Below are 23,451 nucleotides of genomic sequence, written 5' to 3' on the forward strand. Positions count from 1 at the left end.
TGCGAATACGGCGATCATCCCGGCCAGCCTCGCGGTTGACCGGGAGGTATCGACCTACAGCGCCGCGTCGATTTTCTTGGCTGCGTCTTCACTGACCCACGCATGCCAGACTTCAGGATGTTCCTTGAGGAAGATTTTCGCCAGTTTCGGCGATTCGATACGTTCCTTCGCCATGCGTCCCAGGTTCTGGTTCAGCAGATCGATTGGCAGGTTGACCTTTTCCAGCACGGCGACCAGTTCCGGCGCCTGTTCGTGGAAAGTCTTCGACAGGCCGACCTTGATGCTCACGCTCTTGTCGACGCCCGGTTTCTCTTCAAGCTTGACCAGATCGACCTGGCCCATCAGCGGGGTTGGCGACCAGTAGTAGAACAGGATCGGCTCGCCACGCTTGTAGCTCGACAGCACGGCCGCATCCAGCGCCGGGCCGGTGCCCGGGCGGAAGTTGGTGTAGCTGTTTTCCAGACCATAGCTTTTCAGCATTTCGCTGTTGTCGAGCTCGCAGGTCCAGCCGGCCGGACAGTTGTAGAAACGGCCTTTCGACGGCTCTTCGGCATCCTTGAACACGGCGGAATACTTGGCCAGATCAGCGATGTTTTTCAGATCCGGGGCTTTCGGCTCAAGCTTGCGCTTGGCGTCGCCTTCGATCACGTAACGCGGCACGTACCAGCCTTCGACCGCACCCACCACCGGGGCACCGACGCCGATCACTTTGCCGGCCTTCTCGGCCTTGTTCCAGACTTCGCTGCGGCCGACCCACTCTTCGGCAAACACTTGAATGTCGTTGCTGCTCAGGGCGTTTTCCATGGTGATGGAGTTGCCCGGCAGGCTGTCGGTCTTGCAGTCGTAACCTTTCTCCAGCACCAGTTGCAGCACGTCAGTCAGCAGCATGCCGCTTTCCCAGTTCAGGCCGGCGAATTTCACCGGTTTGCCGGATTCGCACCAGCCGGCAGCCTGAGTGGCACCGGCACTGGCGAGCAGGCCCATCGAAAGCAGTGCGGTCAGCAGGGTCTTGTTCGATTTCATTGTTACGACGCTCCTAATCATGAATTGGGCTTACGGCAGTCAAGAGGCATCCAGCCCTGTCCACGTCCAATCAGGCCTGCGCTGCAGCGCGAGCGGCCCCGCTTTTGTTGGTCTCTACAACGCTGTCCTGCTCGACCGGCAGAATCAGGTGATCAGGTACAGCGCTGTGCCATTTTTTCGCGCACAGGTAATAAACGACGGCCGGCAGCACCAGACCGATGATCCACGAGATATCGACATCACCGAGGGCAGCCACCAGCGGGCCGGTGTAGAACTTGGTGGAGATGAACGGCAGTTGCACCAGCACACCGAACACATAAACGCTGATCCCGAGCATGTTCCAGCGGCCGTAGCGACCTTTCGGATCGGCCAGAGCCGGCACGTCATAGCGCTCGCGGGTGATGCAGTAGTAATCGACCAGGTTGATCGCGCTCCATGGAGTGAAGAATGCGAGCAGGAACAGGATGAAAGACTTGAACGCACCGAGGAACGAGTGCTGACCGAGCAACGCGATCAGTGTTGCGGTGCCGACGATGACCAGCACAAACACCAGACGCTGCAGGCGCGTGACCGTCAGGTGGCCACGGAAGCCGCTGATGATGGTCGCGATGCACATGAAGCTGCCGTAGGAGTTCAGCGTCGAGATGGTGACCTTGCCGAACGCGATGCTGAAATACAGCAGCGCGGCGGTGGCACCGGTACCGCCCAGACCAACGATGTAGGCGACTTCATGACCGGCGAATTGGCCGTTGGACGAAGCGGCGGCGAACACGCCAAGAATCATCGCCACCTGTGCGCCGATGACCGAGCCGGCACCCGCAGCGAAGAAGGTTTTCACCGCAGAGGTCTTGCTCGGCAAGTAGCGCGAATAGTCCGCCACGTATGGGCCGAAGGCGATCTGCCAGGAGGCTGCGAGCGACACCGCCAGCAGAAAACTGCTCCAGCTGAAGTGGCGAATTTGCAGGAGTGCGCCGACATCAACCTGGCTCAGCAGACGGCTGAACAGGTAAACAAAGGCAATCACGCCAATGACGCTGGCGACACGGCCGATCCAGTGGATCACCCGATAACCGAGCACCGTCACCAGCACAATGACACTGGCGAAAATCAGGATACCGACGGTGTCAGTCACGCCAAACAACTGGCCCAGCGCCTGACCGGAAAGCACCGTACCGGTTGCGGTGAAACCCAGATACATCAGGCACACCAGCACGATAGGGATCGCCGCGCCATAAACGCCGAACTGCACGCGGCTGGAAATCATCTGCGGCAGGCCAAGCTTCGGCCCTTGCGCCGCATGCAGCGCCATCACGCCGCCGCCCAGCAGTTGCCCGATCAACAGACCGATCAACGACCAGAACACATCACCGCCCAGCACCACGGCCAAAGCCCCGGTGACAATCGCGGTGATTTGCAGATTGGCACCCATCCACAGGGTGAACTGGCTCAACAGACGACCGTGTCTTTCCGCTTCCGGGATGTAGTCGATCGAACGCTTTTCGATCAACGGTTTGTTGCTTGCACGATCGGTGTTAACAGCCATGATTCAACCTCTGTGGATTGTTTTAATTGTTCTGTCGGGCTTACTCGAACCCTTGTGGGAGCTGGCTTGCCAGCGATGACGTCGGTACGTCCAACATCAATGCCAGCAGTGCCACCGCTATCGCTGGCAAGCCAGCTCCCACAGGGATTTGTGTTACTTGCCGCCGGTGATCATCGGCAGGTTCAGGCCCTGCTCCTTGGCGCAATCAATGGCGATCTGATAACCGGCATCGGCGTGGCGCATCACGCCCGTCGCCGGGTCGTTATGCAGGACGCGAGCGATGCGCTCGGCCGCTTCGTCAGTACCGTCGCAGACAATCACCATGCCCGAGTGCTGCGAGAAGCCCATGCCGACGCCGCCGCCGTGGTGCAGCGAAACCCAGGTCGCGCCGCTCGCGGTGTTCAGCAGAGCGTTGAGCAGTGGCCAGTCGGACACAGCGTCGGAACCGTCCTGCATCGATTCGGTTTCGCGGTTCGGGCTGGCTACCGAGCCGGAGTCGAGGTGGTCGCGACCGATCACGATTGGCGCCGACAGCTCCCCGCTGCGCACCATTTCGTTGAACGCCAGACCGAGCTTGGCGCGCAGACCCAGGCCAACCCAGCAGATACGTGCCGGCAGACCCTGGAAGCTGATGCGCTCGCGAGCCATGTCCAGCCAGTTGTGCAGGTGCGCGTCGTCCGGGATCAGCTCTTTGACCTTGGCGTCGGTTTTGTAAATGTCTTGTGGATCACCCGACAGCGCCGCCCAGCGGAACGGGCCGATGCCACGGCAGAACAGTGGACGGATGTAAGCCGGTACGAAACCCGGGAAGTCGAACGCGTTCTCGACGCCTTCTTCCTGGGCCATCTGACGGATGTTGTTGCCGTAGTCGAAGGTCGGAATGCCTTGCTTCTGGAACTCCAGCATCGCTTTGACGTGTACCGCCATCGATTGCTTGGCGGCTTTGATCACGGCAGCCGGCTCGGTCTTGGCGCGAGCGCGGTATTCGTCCCAGGTCCAGCCGGCTGGCAGGTAGCCGTTCAGTGGATCGTGGGCGCTGGTCTGGTCGGTAACCATGTCCGGGCGTACGCCGCGCTTGACCAGTTCCGGGAGGATTTCAGCCGCGTTACCGAGCAGGGCGATGGAGATTGCCTTGCCTTCTTTGGTGTATTTGGCGATACGTGCCAGTGCGTCGTCGAGGTCTTTGGCTTGCTCATCGACGTAACGACTTTTCAGGCGGAAATCGATGCTGACCTGCTGGCATTCAATGTTCAGCGAGCAAGCACCGGCCAGGGTGGCAGCCAATGGCTGAGCGCCGCCCATGCCGCCGAGACCGGCGGTCAGGACCCACTTGCCGGTCAGGTTGTCGTTGTAGTGCTGGCGACCGGCTTCAACGAAGGTTTCGTAGGTGCCTTGAACGATGCCCTGGCTACCGATGTAGATCCAGCTGCCGGCGGTCATCTGGCCGTACATGGCCAGACCTTTGGCGTCGAGTTCGTTGAAGTGTTCCCAGCTCGCCCAGTGCGGCACCAGGTTGGAGTTGGCAATCAGCACGCGCGGGGCGTTGCTGTGGGTCTTGAATACGCCGACCGGCTTGCCGGATTGCACCAGCAGGGTTTCGTCGTCATTCAGGTTGGTCAGGCTCTCGACGATCTTGTCGTAGCATTCCCAGTTACGCGCAGCGCGACCGATGCCACCGTAGACCACCAATTCTTTTGGGTTCTCGGCGACTTCCGGGTCGAGGTTGTTCATCAACATGCGCAGCGGCGCTTCGGTCAGCCAGCTCTTGGCGGTCAGCTTGTTACCGCGTGCGGCACGGATCTCGATGTCACGGTACTTAGTAGGCTTAGTCACGAAAAAACACTCCTCGGCAATCAATCCAAACCAACCCTGGCAGTGGGCGAGCAAGCTTGTGCGCGTCGTTGCGCTACAAGCGAATCAGTGGACGTTGCGGGGAGTCTCTAGCGACTCATACGCATACGTCTTTACTTGTACATACAAGCATATGCAATCAAGCGGCCAACTTGCTGGATGGGTGTTCAAGAAAGATTGCGGACACGGCTGGAGAGCGCCTGAATCAAGGGATCTGGCGTTGATGAAATTTTTTGCGGAGATTTTTTCGGGAAGTGAAGGTTGTCACTGGAGCGCGGTTTTGCGCCACGCTGGGGCGTTCGGTAACAAGTTGGTGCGCTGGTGGAAACAGGAAGTGTGAATGCTTTTGTGGCGAGGGGATTTATCCCCGTTGGGCTGCGCAGCACACCTTTCTTTTATTCGGGGAAAGGGGCCGCTTCGCGCCCCAACGGGGATAAATCCCCTCGCCACAGGGTTTTGTTCAGTTCTGGAGGAGTTCGATCACGCAACATGCGGAGTTGGTAGAGACTTCAACCAGCCCGCTGTTACCGTCGAGTTGCAGGCAATCGTATCGGCCAAGTTGCGATATGTTCTCGCCGACCTGCACTTCCAGCAGTTCACTGACACTGAAAACCAGCACCGTGCCCGCCGAAGTGAAGAACCGCTGATCGCCATCCAGCCACTGCAAACGTGCGCTATAGCGTTGTGGTGCGTAGATCAGGTTGAAGTCGCGAATCGCCCCGCCGAGCAAGGTGCACGACACCTGGCTTTCGCCGCTGAAAGCGAACGGGTCGAGGGGTAACAGCGGCCGCGTGTCGTCGCCATCGACGCACAAGGTCATGCCGTCGCCTTGCAACACGGTGATCACTCGCTGATAACCGGTGAAGCTTGAGAAACCGCCCGACTCGGCAATGTCGGCAATCGACAAGCGCCAGCCAAATCCGTCAAGACCGGCACCGGCATCACGGGTGATTTCTTCAGTGCTGCCGCCGCCGTTTTTCCACGGCATGCGCGGGTAGCCTTCGGCGCGTAAAACCTTCAAACCACTCATTTGTGCTCTCTATTTATGGAACCGTCCTTCCAGACGATGACGGGAACCGGGGTGAATCAAGCGCGCAGCGGTCACCGGTTGACGGCCCGACCACGTACGGCGACGGATCAACAGGCACGGCTCGCCTTTTTCGATCTGCAGCAACTTGCACTCCGACGGCTCGGCGAGGATCGCTTCAACCACGTGTTCGCCTTCGGTCAGCGGCGCCACCTGGTTCAAATAGGCGTACGGCGTTTGCAGGGTGAAATCCTGCTTAAGGTATTCGGGGGCCACCAGTGCGTTGACGAAACGGTCTTCGATTTGCACCGGAATATCGTTTTCGAAATGCACGATCAGCGAGTGAAAGACCTTCTGCCCTTCACGCATATCCAGCGCCAGCGCCCGCTCGGAGCCTGCGGCCTCTTCTTCAAGAGTGATGACCTGACAGGTGTGACGATGGCCACGCGAGGCGATTTCATCAGCGATGTTGTGCACTTCGAACAGCGCAGACTGGCTCTTCGGTTCGGCGACAAACGTACCAACGCCTTGCATGCGCACCAACAGACCGTCGGCGGTCATTTCACGCAGCGCACGGTTGATGGTCATGCGGCTGAAACCGAGCTGATTGACCAGTTCACTTTCCGACGGCACGCGGTAGTGCGGCGGCCAGTTACCACTGTCGATCTGCTGAGTGATCATCTGTTTGACGCGGGCGTACAAGGGCGCCGGACTGTCGCCCAGGTTCGCGGCCAACGGAGAGACTGGAGGCGGAGTCGGCACGGTTGATCCCTGTTCATTTGATGAAGGTTGCTAGCTTGCCGGAGTTTACCGGGCAGGCAAACGTCTGTATATGTATATACAAATAACACACGATGGGGTGCTGAACCATGTCCGCCTTCTTTGCCGAACGCGCGCTGCTGCCTAACGGATGGGCCAATGATGTACGTCTTGAGGTCAGCGCCGATGGCGTGCTGACCCATATCCAGGCCGATTCCACCGCAGACGGCGCCGAACGACTGAGCGGGCCGTTGCTGCCGGGAATGCCGAATCTGCACTCCCATGCGTTCCAGCGCGCGATGGCTGGTCTGGCCGAAGTCGCTGGCAATCCGAATGACAGCTTCTGGACCTGGCGCGATCTGATGTACCGACTGGTCGGAAAAATCAGTCCGGAACAACTCGGCGTCATCGCCCGTCAGCTGTACATCGAAATGCTCAAGGCCGGTTACACCTCGGTTGCCGAGTTTCACTATGTGCATCACGACAACAACGGCCAGCCGTACGCCGACCCGGCCGAACTGGCCCTGCAAATCAGCCACGCGGCCAGCAGCGCCGGTATCGGTCTGACCTTGTTGCCAGTGCTCTACAGCCACTCGGGTTTCGGCGGCCAAACGCCAAACGAAGGCCAGCGCCGGTTCATCAACAGCACCGAAAACTACCTGAAACTGCAATCACGTTTGCAGCCATTGCTGGCTCGGCAAAAAGCGCAATCGCTGGGCCTGTGTTTCCACTCGCTGCGCGCCGTCACGCCACAACAGATCAGCGAAGTGCTGGCTGCCAGCGACAAGCAATGCCCGGTGCACATCCACATCGCCGAGCAGCAAAAGGAAGTCGATGACTGCCTGAGCTGGAGCGGCCGTCGCCCGCTGCAATGGCTGTATGAAAACGCCGACGTCGATCAGCGCTGGTGCCTGGTGCATGCGACTCATGCCAACGCCGAAGAAGTCACGCTGATGGCCAAGAGTCGCGCCATCGCCGGGCTGTGCCTGACCACTGAAGCCAACCTTGGCGACGGGATTTTCCCGGCGGTGGATTTTCTCGCGCAGGGCGGACGCATGGGCATCGGTTCCGACAGCCATGTGTCACTGAGCGTGGTCGAGGAATTGCGCTGGCTGGAATACGGTCAGCGTCTGCGCGATCAGCGGCGTAATCGTTTGTATGGCGCGGAGCAGCCGATGGTCGGCCGCACCCTGTATGACGCCGCGCTGGATGGCGGCGCGCAGGCATTGGGGCAACCCATTGGTGCGCTGGAAGTGGGCAAGCGGGCGGACTGGATTGTGCTCGATGGCAATGATCCGTACCTGGCCACGGCGAGTGGCGACGGAATTTTGAATCGCTGGTTGTTTGCCGGGGGGGATCGTCAGGTGCGTGATGTGCTGGTAAACGGCCAGTGGGTTGTGCGCGACGGACGCCATGCCGGAGAGGAACAAAGTGCACGCGACTTCACCCAGGTCCTGCGCGAACTCCTTGGCTGATACACAACCAACTGTAGGAGCCAGCCTGCTGGCGATGAGGGCATATCAGTCGACAATATTTTTGACTGATACGCCGCTATCGCCAGCAGGCTGGCTCCCACATTGATTTCTCGGTGTTCCTTAATTTGAAGTCTTGGCCATCTGCCGATCCGACGCTCGCCAGATCAACCGCGTCGTGTCGTAACCCTGCTGCCGTGCCTTGCTCAGCAGTTCTTCACGCACCACACCGTTGACGGTCGGGGTACGCGACAACAGCCACAAGTACTTGCGACTCGGGTCGCCGACGATGGCGGTCTTGTAGTCATCGCTGACGTACAACACCCAATATTCACCCTTCGCCACACCCGGAATCAAACGCGAGAACCACGTATCGAACTCGACCCACAACTTGTCGGTCTTGCCCGGCACCTGTGGATAAGCCGTGCCTTTGGCCTCTTCCCATTCCCACTGCGGCGTCAGGCAACGATTCAGCACGTCGATGTTGCCGTCGACCTTGAGGCTGTAATGGGCTTCGGATTGCGCGCAGTTGCGCTGGAAGTACATCGGCAAACGCGCCAGCTCATACCAGGTGCCCTGATAACGCTTGAGATTGACGCTGTGGACAGTTTTCGGCGCCAGCGGATCTTCACCGTGCGTGGCGCAGCCGGCCAATACCAGGCCGGCAAAAAGGAGTATCAACAACCGCTTCATTTTTCTTCTCCCGTGGGCGCGTAGCCCCGGTTTACTTCAGGCCTTGGCCGGAAAACATCAGCACTTTGTCACCGGCGTACTGCACGCTGATAAAGCTGTTCTTGTCGCCCCAGGTGCAACTGGACATGCCGAGTGCGCCCGAGCAATCAGTCGGTTTGCCGAGCAATGTTTCGACTTCGCCTTTGGCCATGCCGGCCGAAAGCTTCGAGTAGTTTTCCTGATTGACCTTGCTGCATGCGACCAGCAGCACGCAAAACGAAAGCAGGGCGATAGATCGCAGCGACATGGTGTAACTCCTGGAGCGGAAGGGGGATGGCATGACGCCAACCAGAAGCTTAGAAGAGAAAACCCCTGTCTGGTTCCCTCCGGGGAAGGCTATTTGTTAGCCCACTCGTCTGGCTTTGGCCGCTAAATCAGACACTTTGTGGGGCTATTGAGCATTTCGTCGCATTTCACAAAAGACGCCTAATCTTTGGCGCGCAGCGGTCGAAATAAGAGCAGCGCAAAGCCCTAGAGTGTGGCAAATTGCCGCCCTTTCTTGACCAGCCCCTTCGCGGTAGCTCTCTTAATGACCAGAAACATGAAATTCAGCCACAAGATCCTGCTGGCTGCTGCCCTCGTGGTGGCCGTAGCGTTCGCCTGTTTTATTCTGTTCAACGACTACCGCCAGCGTGAAGCCCTGAGCAGCAGTACCGAATCCTCGATGCAGGAACTGGGCAGCCTGACCACCAGCAACATCCAGACCTGGCTGGAAAGCCGCATTCAGTTGCTGCAATCGATGTCCCAGCAAGTCGTCGCCGACGGCAACGCACCCGCCAGCCTCAAGCGCATCATCGACCTGCCCGCCTACACCGGTAACTTCCAGCTCAGCTATTTCGGTGGCGCCGATGGCGTGATGTTCTCGGTGCCGGCCGGCAACCGTGCGCCGGACTACGACCCGCGTGCCCGCGGCTGGTACAAAGCGGCCGACAGCGCCCGCCAGACCATCGTCACCGAACCGTACATCGCCGCCTCGTCGGGCAAACTGGTGATCACCGTCGCCACCCCGGTGCAGCGTCAGGGTCAGATGATCGGTGTTGCCGGTGCTGACATCGACCTGACCAGCGTCAGCGCAATCATCAACTCGCTCAACTTTGGTGGCCATGGTCACGCATTCATCGTCAGTGCCGACGGCAAGATCCTGATCCACCCGGACAGCAAACTGGTGCTCAAGACCCTCGCCGAGGCCTATCCAAACGGCGCGCCGAAAGTCAGTCCGGGCCTGAAAGAAGTCGAGTTCGACGGCAAGACACAACTGATCTCGTTCACCCACGTCAACGGCGTGCCATCGGCCGACTGGTACGTGGCGCTGGTACTGGACAAAGACACGGCGTTCTCGATGCTCAGCGAATTCCGCACCTCGGCGCTGATCGCCATGGCGATTGCCGTAGTGATCATCATCGTCCTGCTCGGCATGCTGATCCGCGTGTTGATGCAACCGCTGCTGACCATGGGCCGCGCCATGCACGACATCGCCGAGGGTGAAGGCGACCTGACCAAACGTCTGGTGATCCACGGCAACGATGAGTTCGGCGCACTGGGCACCTCGTTCAACCGTTTCGTCGAGCGTATCCACACCTCGATCCGCGAAGTGTCCTCGGCTACTGGCCAGGTCAACGAAGTCGCCCTGCGCGTGGTCGCGGCCTCGAACTCATCGATGTACAACTCCGACCAGCAAGCGACCCGCACCAACAGCGTGGCCGCCGCGATCAATCAGCTCGGCGCCGCCGCGCAGGAAATTGCCCAGAACGCCGCTCTCGCCTCGCAGCACTCCAGCGACGCGCGCAGCCTCGCGGTCGACGGCCAGCAGGTTGTGGATAAAACCATCCAGGCCATGCAACAGCTGTCGGCGAAGATCAGCGACTCGTGCGGCAACATCGAAACCCTGAACAGCAACACGGTGAACATCGGGCAGATTCTGGAAGTGATCACCAGCATCTCGCAGCAGACCAACCTGCTCGCGCTCAACGCCGCAATCGAGGCCGCGCGTGCCGGTGAAGCCGGACGTGGTTTCGCCGTGGTCGCTGACGAAGTGCGTAACCTCGCACATCGCACTCAGGATTCGGCGCAGCAAGTGCAGAAGATGATTGAAGAGCTGCAAGTCGGCGCCCGTCAGGCCGTGAGCATAATGACCGAGAGCCAGCGCGAGAGCGAAAACAGCGTAGGCATCGCCAATCAGGCCGGCGAACGTCTGGGCAGCGTGACCCAGCGCATCGGCGAGATCGACGGCATGAACCAGTCGGTGGCGACCGCGACCGAAGAACAAACTGCCGTGGTCGAGTCGATCAACGTTGATATCAACGAGATCAACACGCTGAATCAGGAAGGCGTGGAGAACTTGCAGGCAACACTGCGTGCGTGCTCGGATCTGGAGCAACAAGCGGCGCGGTTGAAGCAGTTGGTGGGTAGTTTCAGGATCTGAAAATCAGAAGATCGCAGCCCAGAGCAGCTCCAACCCAGGAACATATTTCCATGTTGGAGCTGCCCAGGCTGCGATCTTTTTTTGTACTTTCGAAACGAGGGTCACTGATCAGCCCGACCTGACGCAAGACTGAATTAAGACTAAACTCGGTCCTATTCATTCCGGCGGGCTCAATCCATGAAGCTTTCATCGCAAATCAAACCGATCAGCTATCTCAAGAGTCATACCGCCGAGATCGTCAAGACGATCACCGAAAGCCGTGAGCCGTTGGTCATCACCCAAAATGGTGAAGCCAAGCTTGTGGTTATGGATGTGAAAAGCTTTGAAGAACAGGAAGACACGATGGCCCTGCTGAAACTATTGGCGATGGGTAATCGAGAGATTGAGGAAGGCAAATTTCGTGAAGCTGAGGACGTCTTCGCAGATCTGGACAGGGTTGACCATCAATGAGCTTAAGGGTCGTTATTCTTCAATCCGCACAAACAGATCTGAAAGAACTTCGCACCTATCTCCTCAAACAGTTTTCAAGCCAAACCTGGCAAAGCACCTACATTGATCTCAAGGCCGCCATTCTTGGCCTCGCCGAACTTCCTTACTCAGGTTCGATTCCCGAAGAAATCGAGAAGCTCAATCTTGGCCAATACCGGCAAATTGTTTGCGGGATGAACCGGGTCATTTACGAAGTCAGGGAAAAAAGCGTCTTCGTCCATATCATTGTCGATACAAGAAAAAGCCTTCCAGCGCTCTTGATGAAACGGCTGTTGAACAGCAATCCATGATTTCAAAAAACTTAAAACCTTGACCCCGGCTGACCGAGAAACTCCAGCTCCTCAGCCGTAGACTCCCTTCCCAACACCGCATTGCGATGCGGAAACCGGCCAAACCGCGCAATGACCTTCTGATGCCGCTCGGCATAATCCAGATTGTCGGCAAACACCGCGCGCTCCACTTCCGGCTGCTCAGCCACCAGGTCCATGAATCTGGATACCGCTTCGTTCTGCACCGCGAGGTTTTCGCAGTGTTCGAACACCAGATAAATGAATACGCGCTGGATCGGCTTCAACTGACGGTCAAAATCCGCCGCGATGCCTTGAGCGACAAGCTTCTGCGCGCGCAGATCGCCGGAAAACGCTTTAGAGGTGTCGCGAAAGATCATTCGCGGGAGTTGGTCGAGCAGCAGCACCAGCGCCAGCCAACCTTCGGGACGTTGCGTCCACTCGGTCAATTCGCCGGCCAGGGCCTGATCGACAAAGACCCCGAAACGCGTCTGCGCTTCGAGGTCTTGGCTGTCACGTTTGCCAAACCACAACTTGCCCTTGTCAGCCGATATATCGTCCGGTGATTCGGCATGTCCGAACCACCAATCGAGCAACGGCTGCCAGGGCGCGTTCATGGTTTAAGCCTTGTGGTAGGCCGTAGCGCGTTCGACTTCTTCTTTCGAGCCGAGGAACACCGCTACACGCTGGTGCAGGCCGTCCGGCTGAATGTCGAGGATGCGCTGGTGACCGTCGGTGGACGCGCCGCCCGCTTGTTCCACGAGGAACGACATCGGGTTGGCTTCGTACATCAGACGCAGTTTGCCCGGCTTGGATGGCTCGCGGCTGTCGCGTGGGTACATGAACAGACCGCCACGGGTCAGGATGCGGTGAACGTCCGCCACCATCGCGGCAACCCAGCGCATGTTGTAGTTCTTCTTCAGCGGGCCTTCTTCGCCAGCCAGCAATTCGTCAACGTAGCGTTGTACCGGCGCTTCCCAGTGACGCTGGTTGGACATGTTGATCGCGAATTCCTGAGTGGAAGCCGGGATGGTGATGTCTTCGTGGGTCAGCACGAAGCTGCCCATTTCGCGGTCCAGGGTGAAGCCTTTGACGCCGTCGCCCAGGGTCAGCACCAGCATGGTTTGCGGGCCGTAGATGGCGTAACCGGCGGCAACTTGCTGAGTGCCTGGCTGCAGGAACGCTTTTTCGTTCAGCGGCTCGTTCTGGCTCAGGTATTCGTTCGGGCAACGCAGTACCGAGAAGATCGTGCCGACCGGGGCGTTGATGTCGATGTTCGACGAGCCGTCCAGTGGGTCGAAAACCAGCAGGTACGCGCCTTTCGGGTATTTGCCCGGGATCTGGTAGGCATTGTCCATTTCTTCGGACGCCATGCCGGCCAGGTGACCGCCCCATTCGTTGGCTTCGAGCAGGATCTCGTTGGAGATCACGTCGAGTTTCTTCTGCACTTCGCCTTGGACGTTTTCGGTGCCCATGCTGCCCAGAACACCACCCAGGGCGCCTTTGGACACGGCGTGGCTGATTTCTTTACAGGCGCGCGCCACCACTTCGATCAGGAAACGCAGATCGGCAGGCGTGTTGTTGCTGCGGGTCTGCTCAATCAGATAACGACTCAGGGTAACGCGGGACATGGAAGGCTCCGGTGGAATGGGGGGCTAAAAACCCGCGCAGTTTACAGGGAGTCTGAAAACGTAGCGAGCAATGACGCCCGGTAACGTGCGTCGGGGTGCAATTGCATCTATCAGACGTGATCGGGTCGAGAGAGTTCATGCACGGCGTTGAGCGTAGTTGGAAATCGGACGGAGTGGCTGGAGCGCAGGCCCTCATCGCTAGCAGGCTAGCTCCCACAGGTTCCGGTGTGAACAAGATATATCACTGTGGGAGCCAGCCTGCTGGCGATCGGGTGCGCAGCACCCGCAGCTGGTTCAGGAATTGGTCGGTGGCTTGCGCAGCAGACTCGCCGCCATCGCCCCAAGAAACAGCACACTCACCAGCAACACTGCCCACAAGCCGATCTTTTTCCAATTGGTCTCGGCCACCGCCGCCGTGGTCGCGGGCGGTGTCTGGGTAGCGAGCGCTTCACCCTGCACCATCGCCTTGCCCAGCGTCGCCAGTTTTTCCGGCTTGAAGTCAGGGATCAACGTTGTCAGCGGCAGGTTCGCGGTTTTCACACTCGGGTTGCCCAGCGCCAGACTGTAAGGCCCCTCGCCGCGTGCGAGGAAGATCACCTGCGTCGCCCGCACCGCGTATTTCAGGCTTGGCGCCTGCTCACCGAGTCCGCCGCCGCGCTCATCCACCGTCAGCTTCAACTGCTGTACGGTCTGCCCGTATAACTGCAATTCGTTTTGCACCACGTCCTGACCATCGCGGGTCAGGCGATACAGCAGCGAACTGCTCAGCGTCTGCCACGGCAAGCTGCTCTCGCGGCGTCCGGCCAACGTCACCGGCGCCAGACTGTTGGGCTGTTTCAGCTCGACCTGAACCCGTTCGACATTCAGCCCCATCGGCAGCTGCCAGGTGTATTCACCGGCCTTCGCACTGCTGCCGGCCAGCGCTTGCGACCAGACCAACGGTAGCGGCACGTTACGCGGATCGCTGCTTTTCAGTTGCGCCGAAGTCAGGACCGGCGCCGAGTTCGGTGAGTCCCAGAGCAAGCGCAGATAACGCGCCGATTGCCCCGGCAACGCCACTTCGTGCTGTTCGACGCGTTCATCGGCGAACGACAGGCGCGCCACCTGACCGTCGCCCCAGGCTTGCCAGTGCTGCAAATCGTCGCTGGCTTCGATGCTGAAGCGCTGGAACCCGTCGCGCTCGCTGGTCCAGTCGAGGATCAACTGCTGCAACGGCGCCTTGATCGCACTGGCATCGAGCAGCCAGCCGCGCAGCACTTCTTCGCCCGCTTCCAACTGACTCGACGGCTGCACTTCCACCAGCGTGCCGTTGGTGGTCGATTGCACGCGCACATTTGGCGCGTGTTCGGTGGCGTCGGCGGCGTTGTACAGCGGGAACCATTTGACGTCGTGCAACTGGCCGTCGTCGCGGGTCTGCGCCGACTCACGCGCCAGTGCATAGGCCTGTGGCTCGCCGGCCGCGTTGAACACCCGCAGGTCGCTGAGATCGGTCTGCCGCGCCTGCAATTGCACATTCAGCGGCAGTTCGAAGCGATACCACGGGCCGTTGCCGCTGACCGACAACGGTACCTGCGTGGCGAAGTCCGCCGGTTTTTCCTGAGCGCCGGCAGCCATCACCACACCGAGCGCCAACCACCCCAGATTCAACTTGCGACTCACGATGACACTCCTTCGGTATCCGCAGCCGGTGGTTCTGCCACCGGGTCAGCTTCGACGCGCTTGGGCGGTAGCGGCGCAAAGTAGCCGACCACCAGCAGCAACACGCCAACGCCGATAAACGAGACGATCCGCGCCAGCCCGCCACGGTTGCTCAATTCGACAAAAATCAGTTTCGCCACCACCAGCGCAATCAGCGCCGCGCCGATCAGCCACACCTCGCGCCGATGACGCAAATGGCCGCCGATCATCAGTCCCAGCGCCATCAGCGTCCAGACGATCGACAACCCGGCCTGCACCAGCATCGACGCCAGCAGTTGATCCAGTTCGAACGGAATCCCCGCCCAATGGTGCGCGGCGCGGGTCACCAACGCCGTGCAGAAAGCGAAGAGCGAAACCCCGGCCACCAGTTGTGTGGCGTATTCGGCGTAATCCTGACGGACCGACCATTGCGTTGTGGCGCTGCGCGACCAGACATACACGCCGAACAACGCAAACAGCAGGCCCAACTCCAGAGGGTTGAGCAGCGGCACGTACGGCAACGGTTCTGCATTGCCGTCGCTGACGCCGTTAGCCAGCCAGAACCAGCCGAGCATCAACACCGCCAGCGGCGCAGCGGCATAAAAACGGTACTCGCGAGCAAACGCCGCCACCGGCCACGGCCAGTTGCGCGGTGCAGCCGCCAGCAACAGATACAGGCTCGGCAGAATCGCCCAACCCAGCCAGCGCCAGGCGTTGTATTGCTCGGACAACAGCAGCAAACCGTAGCGCAATTCCAGCGCCAATACGCCGAGCAACAGCCAGCAACCGAGCACATGCGCAGCGCTCAAGGCGCGCGCCGGCAGCATCGGCGCAAGGCGTCGCAGGCTAAGGAAATGCACCACAAACACCGCCGCCCACGCCAGCCAGCCAAAGTCCGCCGCCGGGTGATAACGCGAATGCCAAGCGGCGATCAGCACCAGTCCGGCAGCCGGAATCAGCAAGGTGCAAAGCAGCCCCAGCGACGACCACTTCAGACGCAATGCCAACACTGTCCAGAGCGCCACACTCAGCGCGGCGACCAGCAGCAACAATGTGCCCTGCAGATTGATCGGCGCAAAACGCAGCACTTCACTGACCCACGCCAGCGCCCACCAACCGGCGCCCCACACCAGCAGCACTTCGGACAAACGCTGCAAGCTCAGCGAATCGAACGCCGAGGCGTGATTGCCCAGTTGCAGGCGCCACGCGCCAATCATCGCGGCCAGCCCCAACACCAGCGGCGTCCAGAATCCGCCATGCGCCAGCGGCTTCAAACCTTCGCTGGACAACGGCCCGAGCAACTCGGGGCCAGCGAACAAGAACGCCGCGCCGCCGATCACCTGCAACAGCAGACCAAAGACAAAACTCACGCGCTGCTTGAGGTACAGGCTCAGCCAGATGATCAACAAACCGCTAGCAGCCCAGACCGCGCTCGCGGTCTGCCATGGCAGGACAAACAGCACCGCCAGATTGATCAGCACCAGCCCCGCCAGCAACACCACCGATAAGCCGCGCAGCAGCCGCACATCGCCGCGCACCATGTCGTCACGCGCCGCCAGCAGCATGCCGGCGATCAGCGCCAGACCGATCAATGAGGCGCTGAGCAACCCGCTCCAACCGGCATTGAACACGGCTGCCGAATCTTCACCGGCGCCTTGCAGCCGCAGCAGGAACAGCGCCCCGCCAAGCAATTGCACAGCAAACGCGGTGAACAGGAACGTACGGGATTGCAAACGCAGGCCAACAAACAAAGTGACCAAACCGGCCAGCGCCCAACTGATCGCCGTGCCGTGGGTAAAGAAGAACAGCGGCGCCAGCAGATAAAGGAAGGTCAGCCCCAGACTCGCTAACACCGGCAGGCCTCGGCGCTCCCACGGCGAAGCCTGTTCCGCCGAGGCTTTGCGCAACTGGTAGAAGCTGAACAGCAAAGCGCTACCAAGCATCAACGCACCCAGCGGCGCGCCGTCGAGCAGACTGCTTTCGCCGATGCGCAATTGACTGAGAAACGCCAGCGCCGAGCCCAGTTGCAGGAGCAACGCAAAGGCCCGAGCGAACGGTCGATGCTGACGCAAACCGAGCCAGAAAATCCCCGCACCCTCCACTGCCCACGCGGCCGATGTCCAGCGCGCATCCAGCCCCAGCGGAATCGCCAGACTGGCGAAAATCACCCCGAGTGCCAGACAGGTTTCGCCGAGCAACAAGGCGCGACCGCCCATCAACACCTTGGCCAGAACCATGTAGATCATGCCGAGCACGAGGGCACTGAACGCTGCGGCAAATTCCAGATGCTGCACCAGCGCGAACTGCAAACCGAAGCCCACTATCGGCGGGCCAAACAGCATGGTGCCATCGACGTAATCACCCTTGCGCGCCGACCATTGCAACAGCGCCTCGCGATCACCGTCCGCAGGGGCATCGGGCATATCGCGCAATTTGCGTCGGGCAAACAGCAGGCCGATGGCGAGGTACATCAGGAAGAACAGAATCAGGAACGGCTCGGTGCTCCACAGCAGTTCCGGTGCATAAGAACGCAGCCCCCAAGCGAAGCCGATGCCGAAAGTGCCGACGAAACCGATCAGGTTGAGCAGACGCCAGGCCTTGAACCAGGCGATGGCGAGAATGCCGGCGTTGAGCAAGGCGAAATAGCTGAACAGCGCTACATGGTTGCCGGCGCCGGTGGAGGTCAGAATCGGCGCGGCAAAACCGCCCAGCGCGGCGACACACGCCAGCGCCAACGAGTCCTGGGTGATCGCCAGAATCGCCGAAAACACCGTCACTGCCACCAACAAGCCCAGCGCGGCAGACGGGTCGAGCAACGGATGCAGGCGCATCGCTGCAAACACCGTCAGGTACAACACCGCGATGCCCGTCCCTTGCAGCATCAACGCATAACTGTTGTTGCGATGCCGCAGCCACCAGCCCAGCGCCAGCAGACCCAAAGCCGCTGCCGCCACCCCGGCGTAACGCAATTCAATCGGCACCACCATGCCTTCGGTGGCGTAACGCAACAGGAATGCCAGACCGAAGAACAGCAGCACTACGCCGACCCGCAGCACGGTGTTGCCGCCGAACAGCCAGTTGCGCGCAGCACTGATACCGCGTTCGATAAGGTTCGGGCCACGGGGTTCGGCGGGTTGTTGTGGTTCGGCAGTAACGGCGTCAAGACGCCAGACATCGGCGGGCAACGGCTGGCTGGTTTCGCGAGCAACGGCGGAGATGGGCTCGAGTTCGGGCGGCAGTTCCCAGACCAGTTCGGACGCTACTGTTTGTGCCGCAGCTGGAGCTTGTTCGACGACCTGGGACGGTGCGACGATCGTTTCGGGGACTGGCGCAACACTCGGTGGCGACTCAGCGCGAACCGGTGCGCCTTCCAGCAGAAACAGGCGCTGCTCGACCGCCTGCAACGCGACTTTCGCCTGTTCAAGTTGACGCTGTTGCTCGGCGGTCTGCGAACCGAGCCTGGCCAGCCGGATCGTCTGCCCAATCGCCAGACCCAGCAGCGCGCCCAACAGCGCGGAGCTGAACGACTCGTCGAGCAGCCAGCCGAGCACCAGCCCGATCAACATGAACATCCATTGCATGGTCGATATCCCTAAGCGCGAAGGCCAATCCGGGGAGATTAGCGCAGCCTGATCGAAAAAGATCGCAGCCTTCGGCAGCTCCTACAGGGTTATGTGAACACCTGTAGGAGCTGCCGAAGGCTGCGATCTTTTCCGGCGCGTCAGTATATCGAGCCGGGCGGGAAGTTACTCCAGCGCTTTCCAGATTTCTGTGGCGTACTCGCGGATCGTCCGGTCGGAGGAGAACCAGCCCATTCGCGAGGTGTTGAGCACCGCCGAGCGCCACCAGTTGTTGGTGTCGTGCCAGTGCGCCTCGACGCGCTTCTGCGCTTCCCAATAGGAGTCGAAGTCGGCGCAGACCAGGAAGCGGTCGTAGTCAATCAGCGAGTCAATCAACCCGGTGTAGCGTGACGTGTCGTCCGGCGAGAACACGCCGCTGCGGATCGCTTGCAGCACGTCGTTCAAACGATGCGAGGCGGCGATGTCCGGCGCGGCGCTGAACTCGTGGTTCTGTTTGCGCGCTTCAACCTGCTGCGCGCTAAGGCCGAAAATGAACATGTGCTCGGCGCCAATGCGCTCACACATTTCGACGTTGGCGCCGTCGAGGGTGCCGATGGTCAGTGCGCCATTAAGGCCGAACTTCATGTTACTGGTGCCCGACGCCTCGAACCCGGCAGTGGAAATCTGCTCGGACAAGTCCGCCGCCGGAATAATGCTTTCCGCCAGACTGACGTTGTAGTTGGGCAGGAACACTACTTTCAGCAGACCACGCACGGTCGGATCGTTGTTCACCACCCGGGCGATGTCGTTGGTCAGTTTGATGATCAGTTTGGCCTGGTGATAACTGGCCGCCGCCTTGCCAGCGAAGATCTTCACCCGTGGCACCCAATCGACTTCCGGTTCGGCCCGGATCGCCTGATACAGCGCGACGGTGTGCAGCAGGTTGAGCAACTGGCGTTTGTATTCGTGAATCCGTTTGACCTGCACGTCGAACATCGCCGCCGGATTGACCGCGATCCCCAGCCGCTCGTGGATCAGATAGGCCAGGGCTTTTTTGCTGTGCAGCCGCTGTTCGGCGAAAGCCTTGCGAAACGCCGGTTTCTCGGCGAACGGCTCCAGATCAAGCAAACGCTCCTCGGCGTTGTCGAGCAAGTCCGGCCCGAGGGCATCGACCAGCATTGAGGTCAGCTCGGAGTTGGCCTGATACAGCCAACGGCGGAAGGTGATGCCGTTGGTTTTATTGTTGATCCGCTCAGGGTAGAGCTTGTGCAGCTCGGAGAACACAGTGCTGCGCATCAACTGCGTGTGCAGCCCCGACACGCCGTTAACGCTGTGCGAGCCGAGGAACGCGAGGTTACCCATACGCACGCGGCGGCCGTTGTCTTCTTCGATCAGCGACACCGCACGCAACACGTCGAAATCGTGAATGCCCTTGGCCCGTAGCGAGTCGATGTGCTGCGCGTTGATCAAATAAATGATCTGCATGTGCCGTGGCAGCATGCGCTCCATCAAACCGACCGGCCAGGTTTCCAACGCTTCGGGCAGCAGCGTGTGGTTGGTGTACGACAGCGTATCGACGGTGACTTGCCATGCCGCGTCCCAGGCCACGTCATAAACATCGACCAGTTGCCGCATCAGTTCGGCGACGGCAATCGAGGGGTGGGTGTCGTTGAGCTGGATCGCCGCGTGATCGCCGAGGGTCAGCACCGAGGTGTGCATGTTGCGATGCCGACGCAGCAAGTCCTGCAAGGAGGCGGCGACGAAGAAGTATTCCTGACGCAGGCGCAGCTCTTGCCCGGCTTCAGTGCTGTCAGCTGGATACAGCACGCGGGAGATGCTTTCAGCCCGCGCCACTTCGGCGACGGCACCCAAGTGGTCACCGGCGTTGAATCGCTCCAGGTGTAGATCTTCCATCGCCCGCGCGCGCCACAGGCGCAAGGTGTTGACGCTCGCCCCGCGCCAGCCAACCACCGGCGTGTCGTAGGCAATCGCCCGGACGGTTTCTGCCGGCGACCAGACTTGCTTGGCCTTGCCGGAGACATCGGTGACGGTTTCGACGCTGCCACCGAAGCCGATGGAATACACGACTTCCGGCCGCTCGAATTCCCACGGGTTACCGAAGTCGAGCCAGTGTTCGGTCTGTTCCTGCTGCCAGCCATCGACGATGGCCTGACGGAACAAGCCGTGTTCATAACGAATACCGTAGCCGTGGCCGGCGATGCCGAGGGTCGACATGCTTTCCATGAAGCATGCGGCGAGCCGACCGAGGCCGCCGTTGCCCAGCGCCGCATCGGGCTCCAGCAGGCGGATGCGTTCCAGATCGACACCGAGTTCGGTCAACGCCTCACGGGCGACATCGAGCAGGCCGAGGTTGCTCAGGCTGTCGTAGAGCAAACGGCCGATGAGAAATTCCAGTGAGAGGTAATACACCCGCTTCTGGCCTTTGCGGTAGATCTGCCGGGTGTGATCCATCCAGTGCTCGACCATGTGGTCGCGCGCTGCCAGGGCAATGGCTTCGAACCAGTCATGGTCGAAGGCGTGATCCGGGTCTTTGCCCACCGCATAGGTGAGTTTGGTCAGGACGGCGTCGCGGAATGCGGCCACCTCTGCTTCGCGAACTAGTGGTTCTTGAGTCATCGATAGGACCTCGAGCGAGCGGGGAATTGTCTGAGCCTAGACGGTCTGACCGATGCTGGCGGCTCTGGTTCGGCAGTTTTTCCTGAGAGTGCGAGATCGCCCGGCATTACCTTGGCGAGCACGCTTATCGATGCATGGCCCGTGCCGGGTTGTCCGACGATTTATCCCGGTAACGAAAAAATCTGGCGAAAGGTTGTTCAAAAATCCACCAGTCCCGGTATGATCGCGCGCCCTGATGCACACGCCTGGTAACTCCCGATGATGAAGCCCAACCTGATTGCCGCCGCCGAGATCGACCGTCTCGACACCTGGGCAAAATATACGGCGCCGATGTGCGGCTCGTGCATTTCGAGCTGCTGCACGCTGCCGGTCGAGGTCAAGATCAAGGATCTGGTGCGTATCGGTGTAGTCGATGAGTTCGAGCTGGGCGATCCGCCGAAGAACATCGCCAAGCGTTTGCAGAAAGAAGGCCTGGTCGAGCGCTTCAACCAGAAGTCGGGGATCTTCACCCTGCAACGGATGAGCAACAACGATTGCTACTATCTGGATCGTAAATCGCGTCTATGCACCATTTATGACAAGCGCCCGGACACTTGCCGCAATCACCCGAAGATCGGGCCGCGCCCGGGGTATTGCGCGTACAAGCCGAAAGAAGTCGAGCGCGTGCAGAATTTCCGCGCCATCGAGAAGTTTTGATCCCTCCTGAAATATTTGGCGGCTGATCGGCCGCCTTCGCTGGCAAGCCAGCTCCCACAGTGATTGTTGTCGTACACAAATTTCATATGCGCCCCAAACCCCTGTGGGAGCTGGCTTGCCAGCGAAGGCGCCAGTAAAAACACTGCATAAACCCCAGACAAACAAAAACGCCCCCGGTCTCGCGACCGGGGGCGTTTTTTTAAGCCTTAACTAAGTCGAAACTCAGTTGCCGCTTTTCTTGGCAGCGCGGGTACGCTCGCTTTCGCCCAGGATCTTCTTGCGAAGACGGATGGACTTAGGAGTGACTTCGCACAATTCGTCTTCTTGAACGAATTCCAGAGCCTGTTCCAGAGTGAAGCGGATAGGCGGAACCAGAGCGATGGTTTCGTCTTTACCCGAAGCACGCATGTTGTCGAGCTTCTTGCCTTTGGTTGGGTTGACGCCCAGGTCGTTGTCGCGGCTGTTGATGCCGACGATTTGACCTTCGTACACGTCTTCACCGTGACCCAGGAACAGTTTGCCGCGAGCTTGCAGGGTTTCCAGCGAGTAAGTCAGAGCCTTACCGGTAGCAACCGAAACCAGCACGCCGTTCTGACGGCCGGACATGTCGCCGGACTTCATCACGTCGTAACGGTCGAAGATCGAGGTCAGAATGCCTGCACCGGAGGTCAGGGTCAGGAACTCGTTACGGAAACCGATCAGGCCGCGGGCCGGGATGTTGTACTCAAGGCGCACACGGCCCTTGCCATCCGGAACCATGTTGGTCAGGTCGCCTTTACGGATACCGATCTGTTCCATGATCGAACCTTGCGATTCTTCCGGCAGGTCGATGGTCACGTTTTCGTACGGTTCGTGCTTCACGCCGTCAACCATGCGGATGATCACTTCCGGACGACCAACACCCATTTCGAAGCCTTCGCGACGCATGGTTTCGATCAGTACCGAGAGGTGCAGCTCACCACGGCCGGAGACTTTGAACTTGTCGGCGGTGTCGCCTTCTTCAACGCGCAGAGCAACGTTGTACAGCAGCTCTTTGTCCAGACGTTCCTTGATGTTACGGGAAGTCACGAACTTGCCTTCTTTACCGCAGAAAGGCGAGTCGTTTACCTGGAAGGTCATGGAAACGGTTGGTTCGTCAACGGTCAGCGGAGTCATCGCTTCGACGTTCAGTGGGTCGCACAGAGTGTCGGAGATGAACAGCTGGTCAAAGCCGCTGATGCAGACGATATCGCCGGCAGCTGCTTCTTCAACGTCGATACGGTGCAGACCGTGGTGACCCATCAGCTTCAGGATACGACCGTTGCGCTTCTTGCCGTCGGCGTCGATAGCGACAACCGGAGTGTTCGGCTTGATGCGACCACGAGCGATACGGCCAACGCCGATAACACCCAGGAAGCTGTTGTAGTCCAGAGCGGAAATCTGCATCTGGAACGGACCGTCACGGTCGACTTTCGGCGAAGGTACGTTGTCGACGATCGACTGGTACAGCGGGGTCATGTCTTCAGCCATGTCGGTGTGTTCCAGACCGGCAATGCCGTTCAGGGCCGAGGCGTAGACGACTTTGAAGTCCAGCTGTTCTTCGGTAGCACCGAGGTTGTCGAACAGGTCGAAGATCTGGTCCAGAACCCAGTCCGGACGCGCGCCT

Annotated in this window: 18 protein-coding genes and 1 pseudogene; 6 read left to right on the forward strand and 13 right to left on the reverse strand. The window is 59.8% G+C overall.

Going from position 1 to position 23,451, the window contains the following annotated elements; all coding sequences use genetic code 11:
* Positions 1-54: 54 nt before the first annotated feature.
* From ACIOZM_RS25055 to hutC, 5 genes are all read right to left on the reverse strand, one after another.
* Complete coding sequence (locus ACIOZM_RS25055; RefSeq protein WP_401218650.1) at positions 55-1,023, reverse strand: ABC transporter substrate-binding protein; 969 nt, start codon at positions 1,021-1,023, stop codon at positions 55-57.
* A gap of 70 nt (positions 1,024-1,093) precedes the next feature.
* Positions 1,094-2,566: a purine-cytosine permease family protein gene (locus tag ACIOZM_RS25060; RefSeq protein ID WP_401218653.1), complete on the reverse strand. Its 1,473-nt coding sequence runs from the start codon at positions 2,564-2,566 to the stop codon at positions 1,094-1,096.
* Between the two features lie 153 nt (positions 2,567-2,719).
* Positions 2,720-4,399, reverse strand: a complete 1,680-nt coding sequence (hutU, locus tag ACIOZM_RS25065) for a urocanate hydratase (RefSeq protein WP_401218656.1) — start codon at positions 4,397-4,399, stop codon at positions 2,720-2,722.
* 478 nt (positions 4,400-4,877) lie between these two features.
* Positions 4,878-5,447 (reverse strand): HutD family protein, encoded by a 570-nt coding sequence (locus ACIOZM_RS25070; protein ID WP_401218659.1) that lies wholly within the window; start codon positions 5,445-5,447, stop codon positions 4,878-4,880.
* A 9-nt stretch (positions 5,448-5,456) separates the two neighbouring features.
* A complete protein-coding gene (gene hutC, locus ACIOZM_RS25075; protein ID WP_401218696.1) occupies positions 5,457-6,125 on the reverse strand; it encodes a histidine utilization repressor in 669 nt (222 codons plus the stop codon).
* Positions 6,126-6,313: 188 nt separating this feature from the next.
* Between hutC and ACIOZM_RS25080 the strand changes: the two genes are divergently transcribed.
* The gene (locus ACIOZM_RS25080; protein WP_401218662.1) at positions 6,314-7,678 is read left to right on the forward strand and encodes a formimidoylglutamate deiminase; all 1,365 of its coding nucleotides are present in this window, start codon (positions 6,314-6,316) and stop codon (positions 7,676-7,678) included.
* Positions 7,679-7,798: 120 nt separating this feature from the next.
* Here the strand turns inward: ACIOZM_RS25080 and ACIOZM_RS25085 are convergent, their stop codons facing one another.
* Positions 7,799-8,368, reverse strand: a complete 570-nt coding sequence (locus ACIOZM_RS25085) for a lipocalin family protein (RefSeq protein WP_401218665.1) — start codon at positions 8,366-8,368, stop codon at positions 7,799-7,801.
* Between the two features lie 31 nt (positions 8,369-8,399).
* The gene (locus tag ACIOZM_RS25090) at positions 8,400-8,654 is read right to left on the reverse strand and encodes a hypothetical protein (protein WP_401218668.1); all 255 of its coding nucleotides are present in this window, start codon (positions 8,652-8,654) and stop codon (positions 8,400-8,402) included.
* 294 nt (positions 8,655-8,948) lie between these two features.
* Between ACIOZM_RS25090 and ACIOZM_RS25095 the strand changes: the two are divergent.
* The 4 genes and pseudogenes from ACIOZM_RS25095 to ACIOZM_RS25110 all read left to right on the forward strand — a co-directional run.
* Positions 8,949-9,971: pseudogene (locus tag ACIOZM_RS25095) on the forward strand (cache domain-containing protein); the annotation flags it as partial.
* A gap of 93 nt (positions 9,972-10,064) precedes the next feature.
* Entirely contained in the window at positions 10,065-10,829 is a 765-nt protein-coding gene (locus ACIOZM_RS25100) for a methyl-accepting chemotaxis protein (RefSeq protein WP_401218698.1), read from the forward strand.
* Between the two features lie 177 nt (positions 10,830-11,006).
* On the forward strand, positions 11,007-11,279 hold the full coding sequence (locus ACIOZM_RS25105) for a type II toxin-antitoxin system Phd/YefM family antitoxin (protein WP_401218671.1): 273 nt from the start codon (positions 11,007-11,009) through the stop codon (positions 11,277-11,279).
* Positions 11,276-11,608 carry a type II toxin-antitoxin system RelE/ParE family toxin gene (locus ACIOZM_RS25110; protein WP_401218673.1) on the forward strand — a complete coding sequence of 111 codons (333 nt, stop codon included), beginning with the start codon at positions 11,276-11,278 and terminating at the stop codon, positions 11,606-11,608. The genes ACIOZM_RS25105 and ACIOZM_RS25110 overlap by 4 nt, the downstream gene beginning before the upstream one ends.
* Positions 11,609-11,619: 11 nt before the next feature.
* On the opposite strand, the gene ACIOZM_RS25115 is transcribed toward ACIOZM_RS25110, so the two are convergent.
* The 5 genes from ACIOZM_RS25115 to ACIOZM_RS25135 form a co-directional block, all read right to left on the reverse strand.
* Entirely contained in the window at positions 11,620-12,222 is a 603-nt protein-coding gene (locus tag ACIOZM_RS25115) for a DUF924 family protein (RefSeq protein ID WP_401218676.1), read from the reverse strand.
* 3 nt (positions 12,223-12,225) lie between these two features.
* Positions 12,226-13,236: a class 1 fructose-bisphosphatase gene (locus tag ACIOZM_RS25120; RefSeq protein ID WP_401218679.1), complete on the reverse strand. Its 1,011-nt coding sequence runs from the start codon at positions 13,234-13,236 to the stop codon at positions 12,226-12,228.
* A 294-nt stretch (positions 13,237-13,530) separates the two neighbouring features.
* Positions 13,531-14,895 carry a DUF3999 domain-containing protein gene (locus ACIOZM_RS25125; protein WP_401218682.1) on the reverse strand — a complete coding sequence of 455 codons (1,365 nt, stop codon included), beginning with the start codon at positions 14,893-14,895 and terminating at the stop codon, positions 13,531-13,533.
* Positions 14,892-18,494, reverse strand: a complete 3,603-nt coding sequence (locus ACIOZM_RS25130; protein ID WP_401218685.1) for a DUF2339 domain-containing protein — start codon at positions 18,492-18,494, stop codon at positions 14,892-14,894. Before ACIOZM_RS25130 ends, ACIOZM_RS25125 begins: the two co-directional genes overlap by 4 nt.
* A gap of 165 nt (positions 18,495-18,659) precedes the next feature.
* The gene (locus ACIOZM_RS25135; protein ID WP_401218687.1) at positions 18,660-21,110 is read right to left on the reverse strand and encodes a glycogen/starch/alpha-glucan phosphorylase; all 2,451 of its coding nucleotides are present in this window, start codon (positions 21,108-21,110) and stop codon (positions 18,660-18,662) included.
* A 258-nt stretch (positions 21,111-21,368) separates the two neighbouring features.
* Between ACIOZM_RS25135 and ACIOZM_RS25140 the strand changes: the two genes are divergently transcribed.
* Positions 21,369-21,806: a YkgJ family cysteine cluster protein gene (locus tag ACIOZM_RS25140; protein ID WP_401218690.1), complete on the forward strand. Its 438-nt coding sequence runs from the start codon at positions 21,369-21,371 to the stop codon at positions 21,804-21,806.
* 222 nt (positions 21,807-22,028) lie between these two features.
* Here ACIOZM_RS25140 and ACIOZM_RS25145 read toward each other — a convergent pair.
* Positions 22,029-23,451: EF-Tu/IF-2/RF-3 family GTPase (locus ACIOZM_RS25145; RefSeq protein WP_401218693.1), on the reverse strand; the 1,423-nt coding region annotated here is incomplete at its 5' end.

Origin of the sequence: Pseudomonas sp. NPDC087346 (assembly GCF_044744235.1) — a bacterium.
GTDB lineage: Bacteria > Pseudomonadota > Gammaproteobacteria > Pseudomonadales > Pseudomonadaceae > Aquipseudomonas.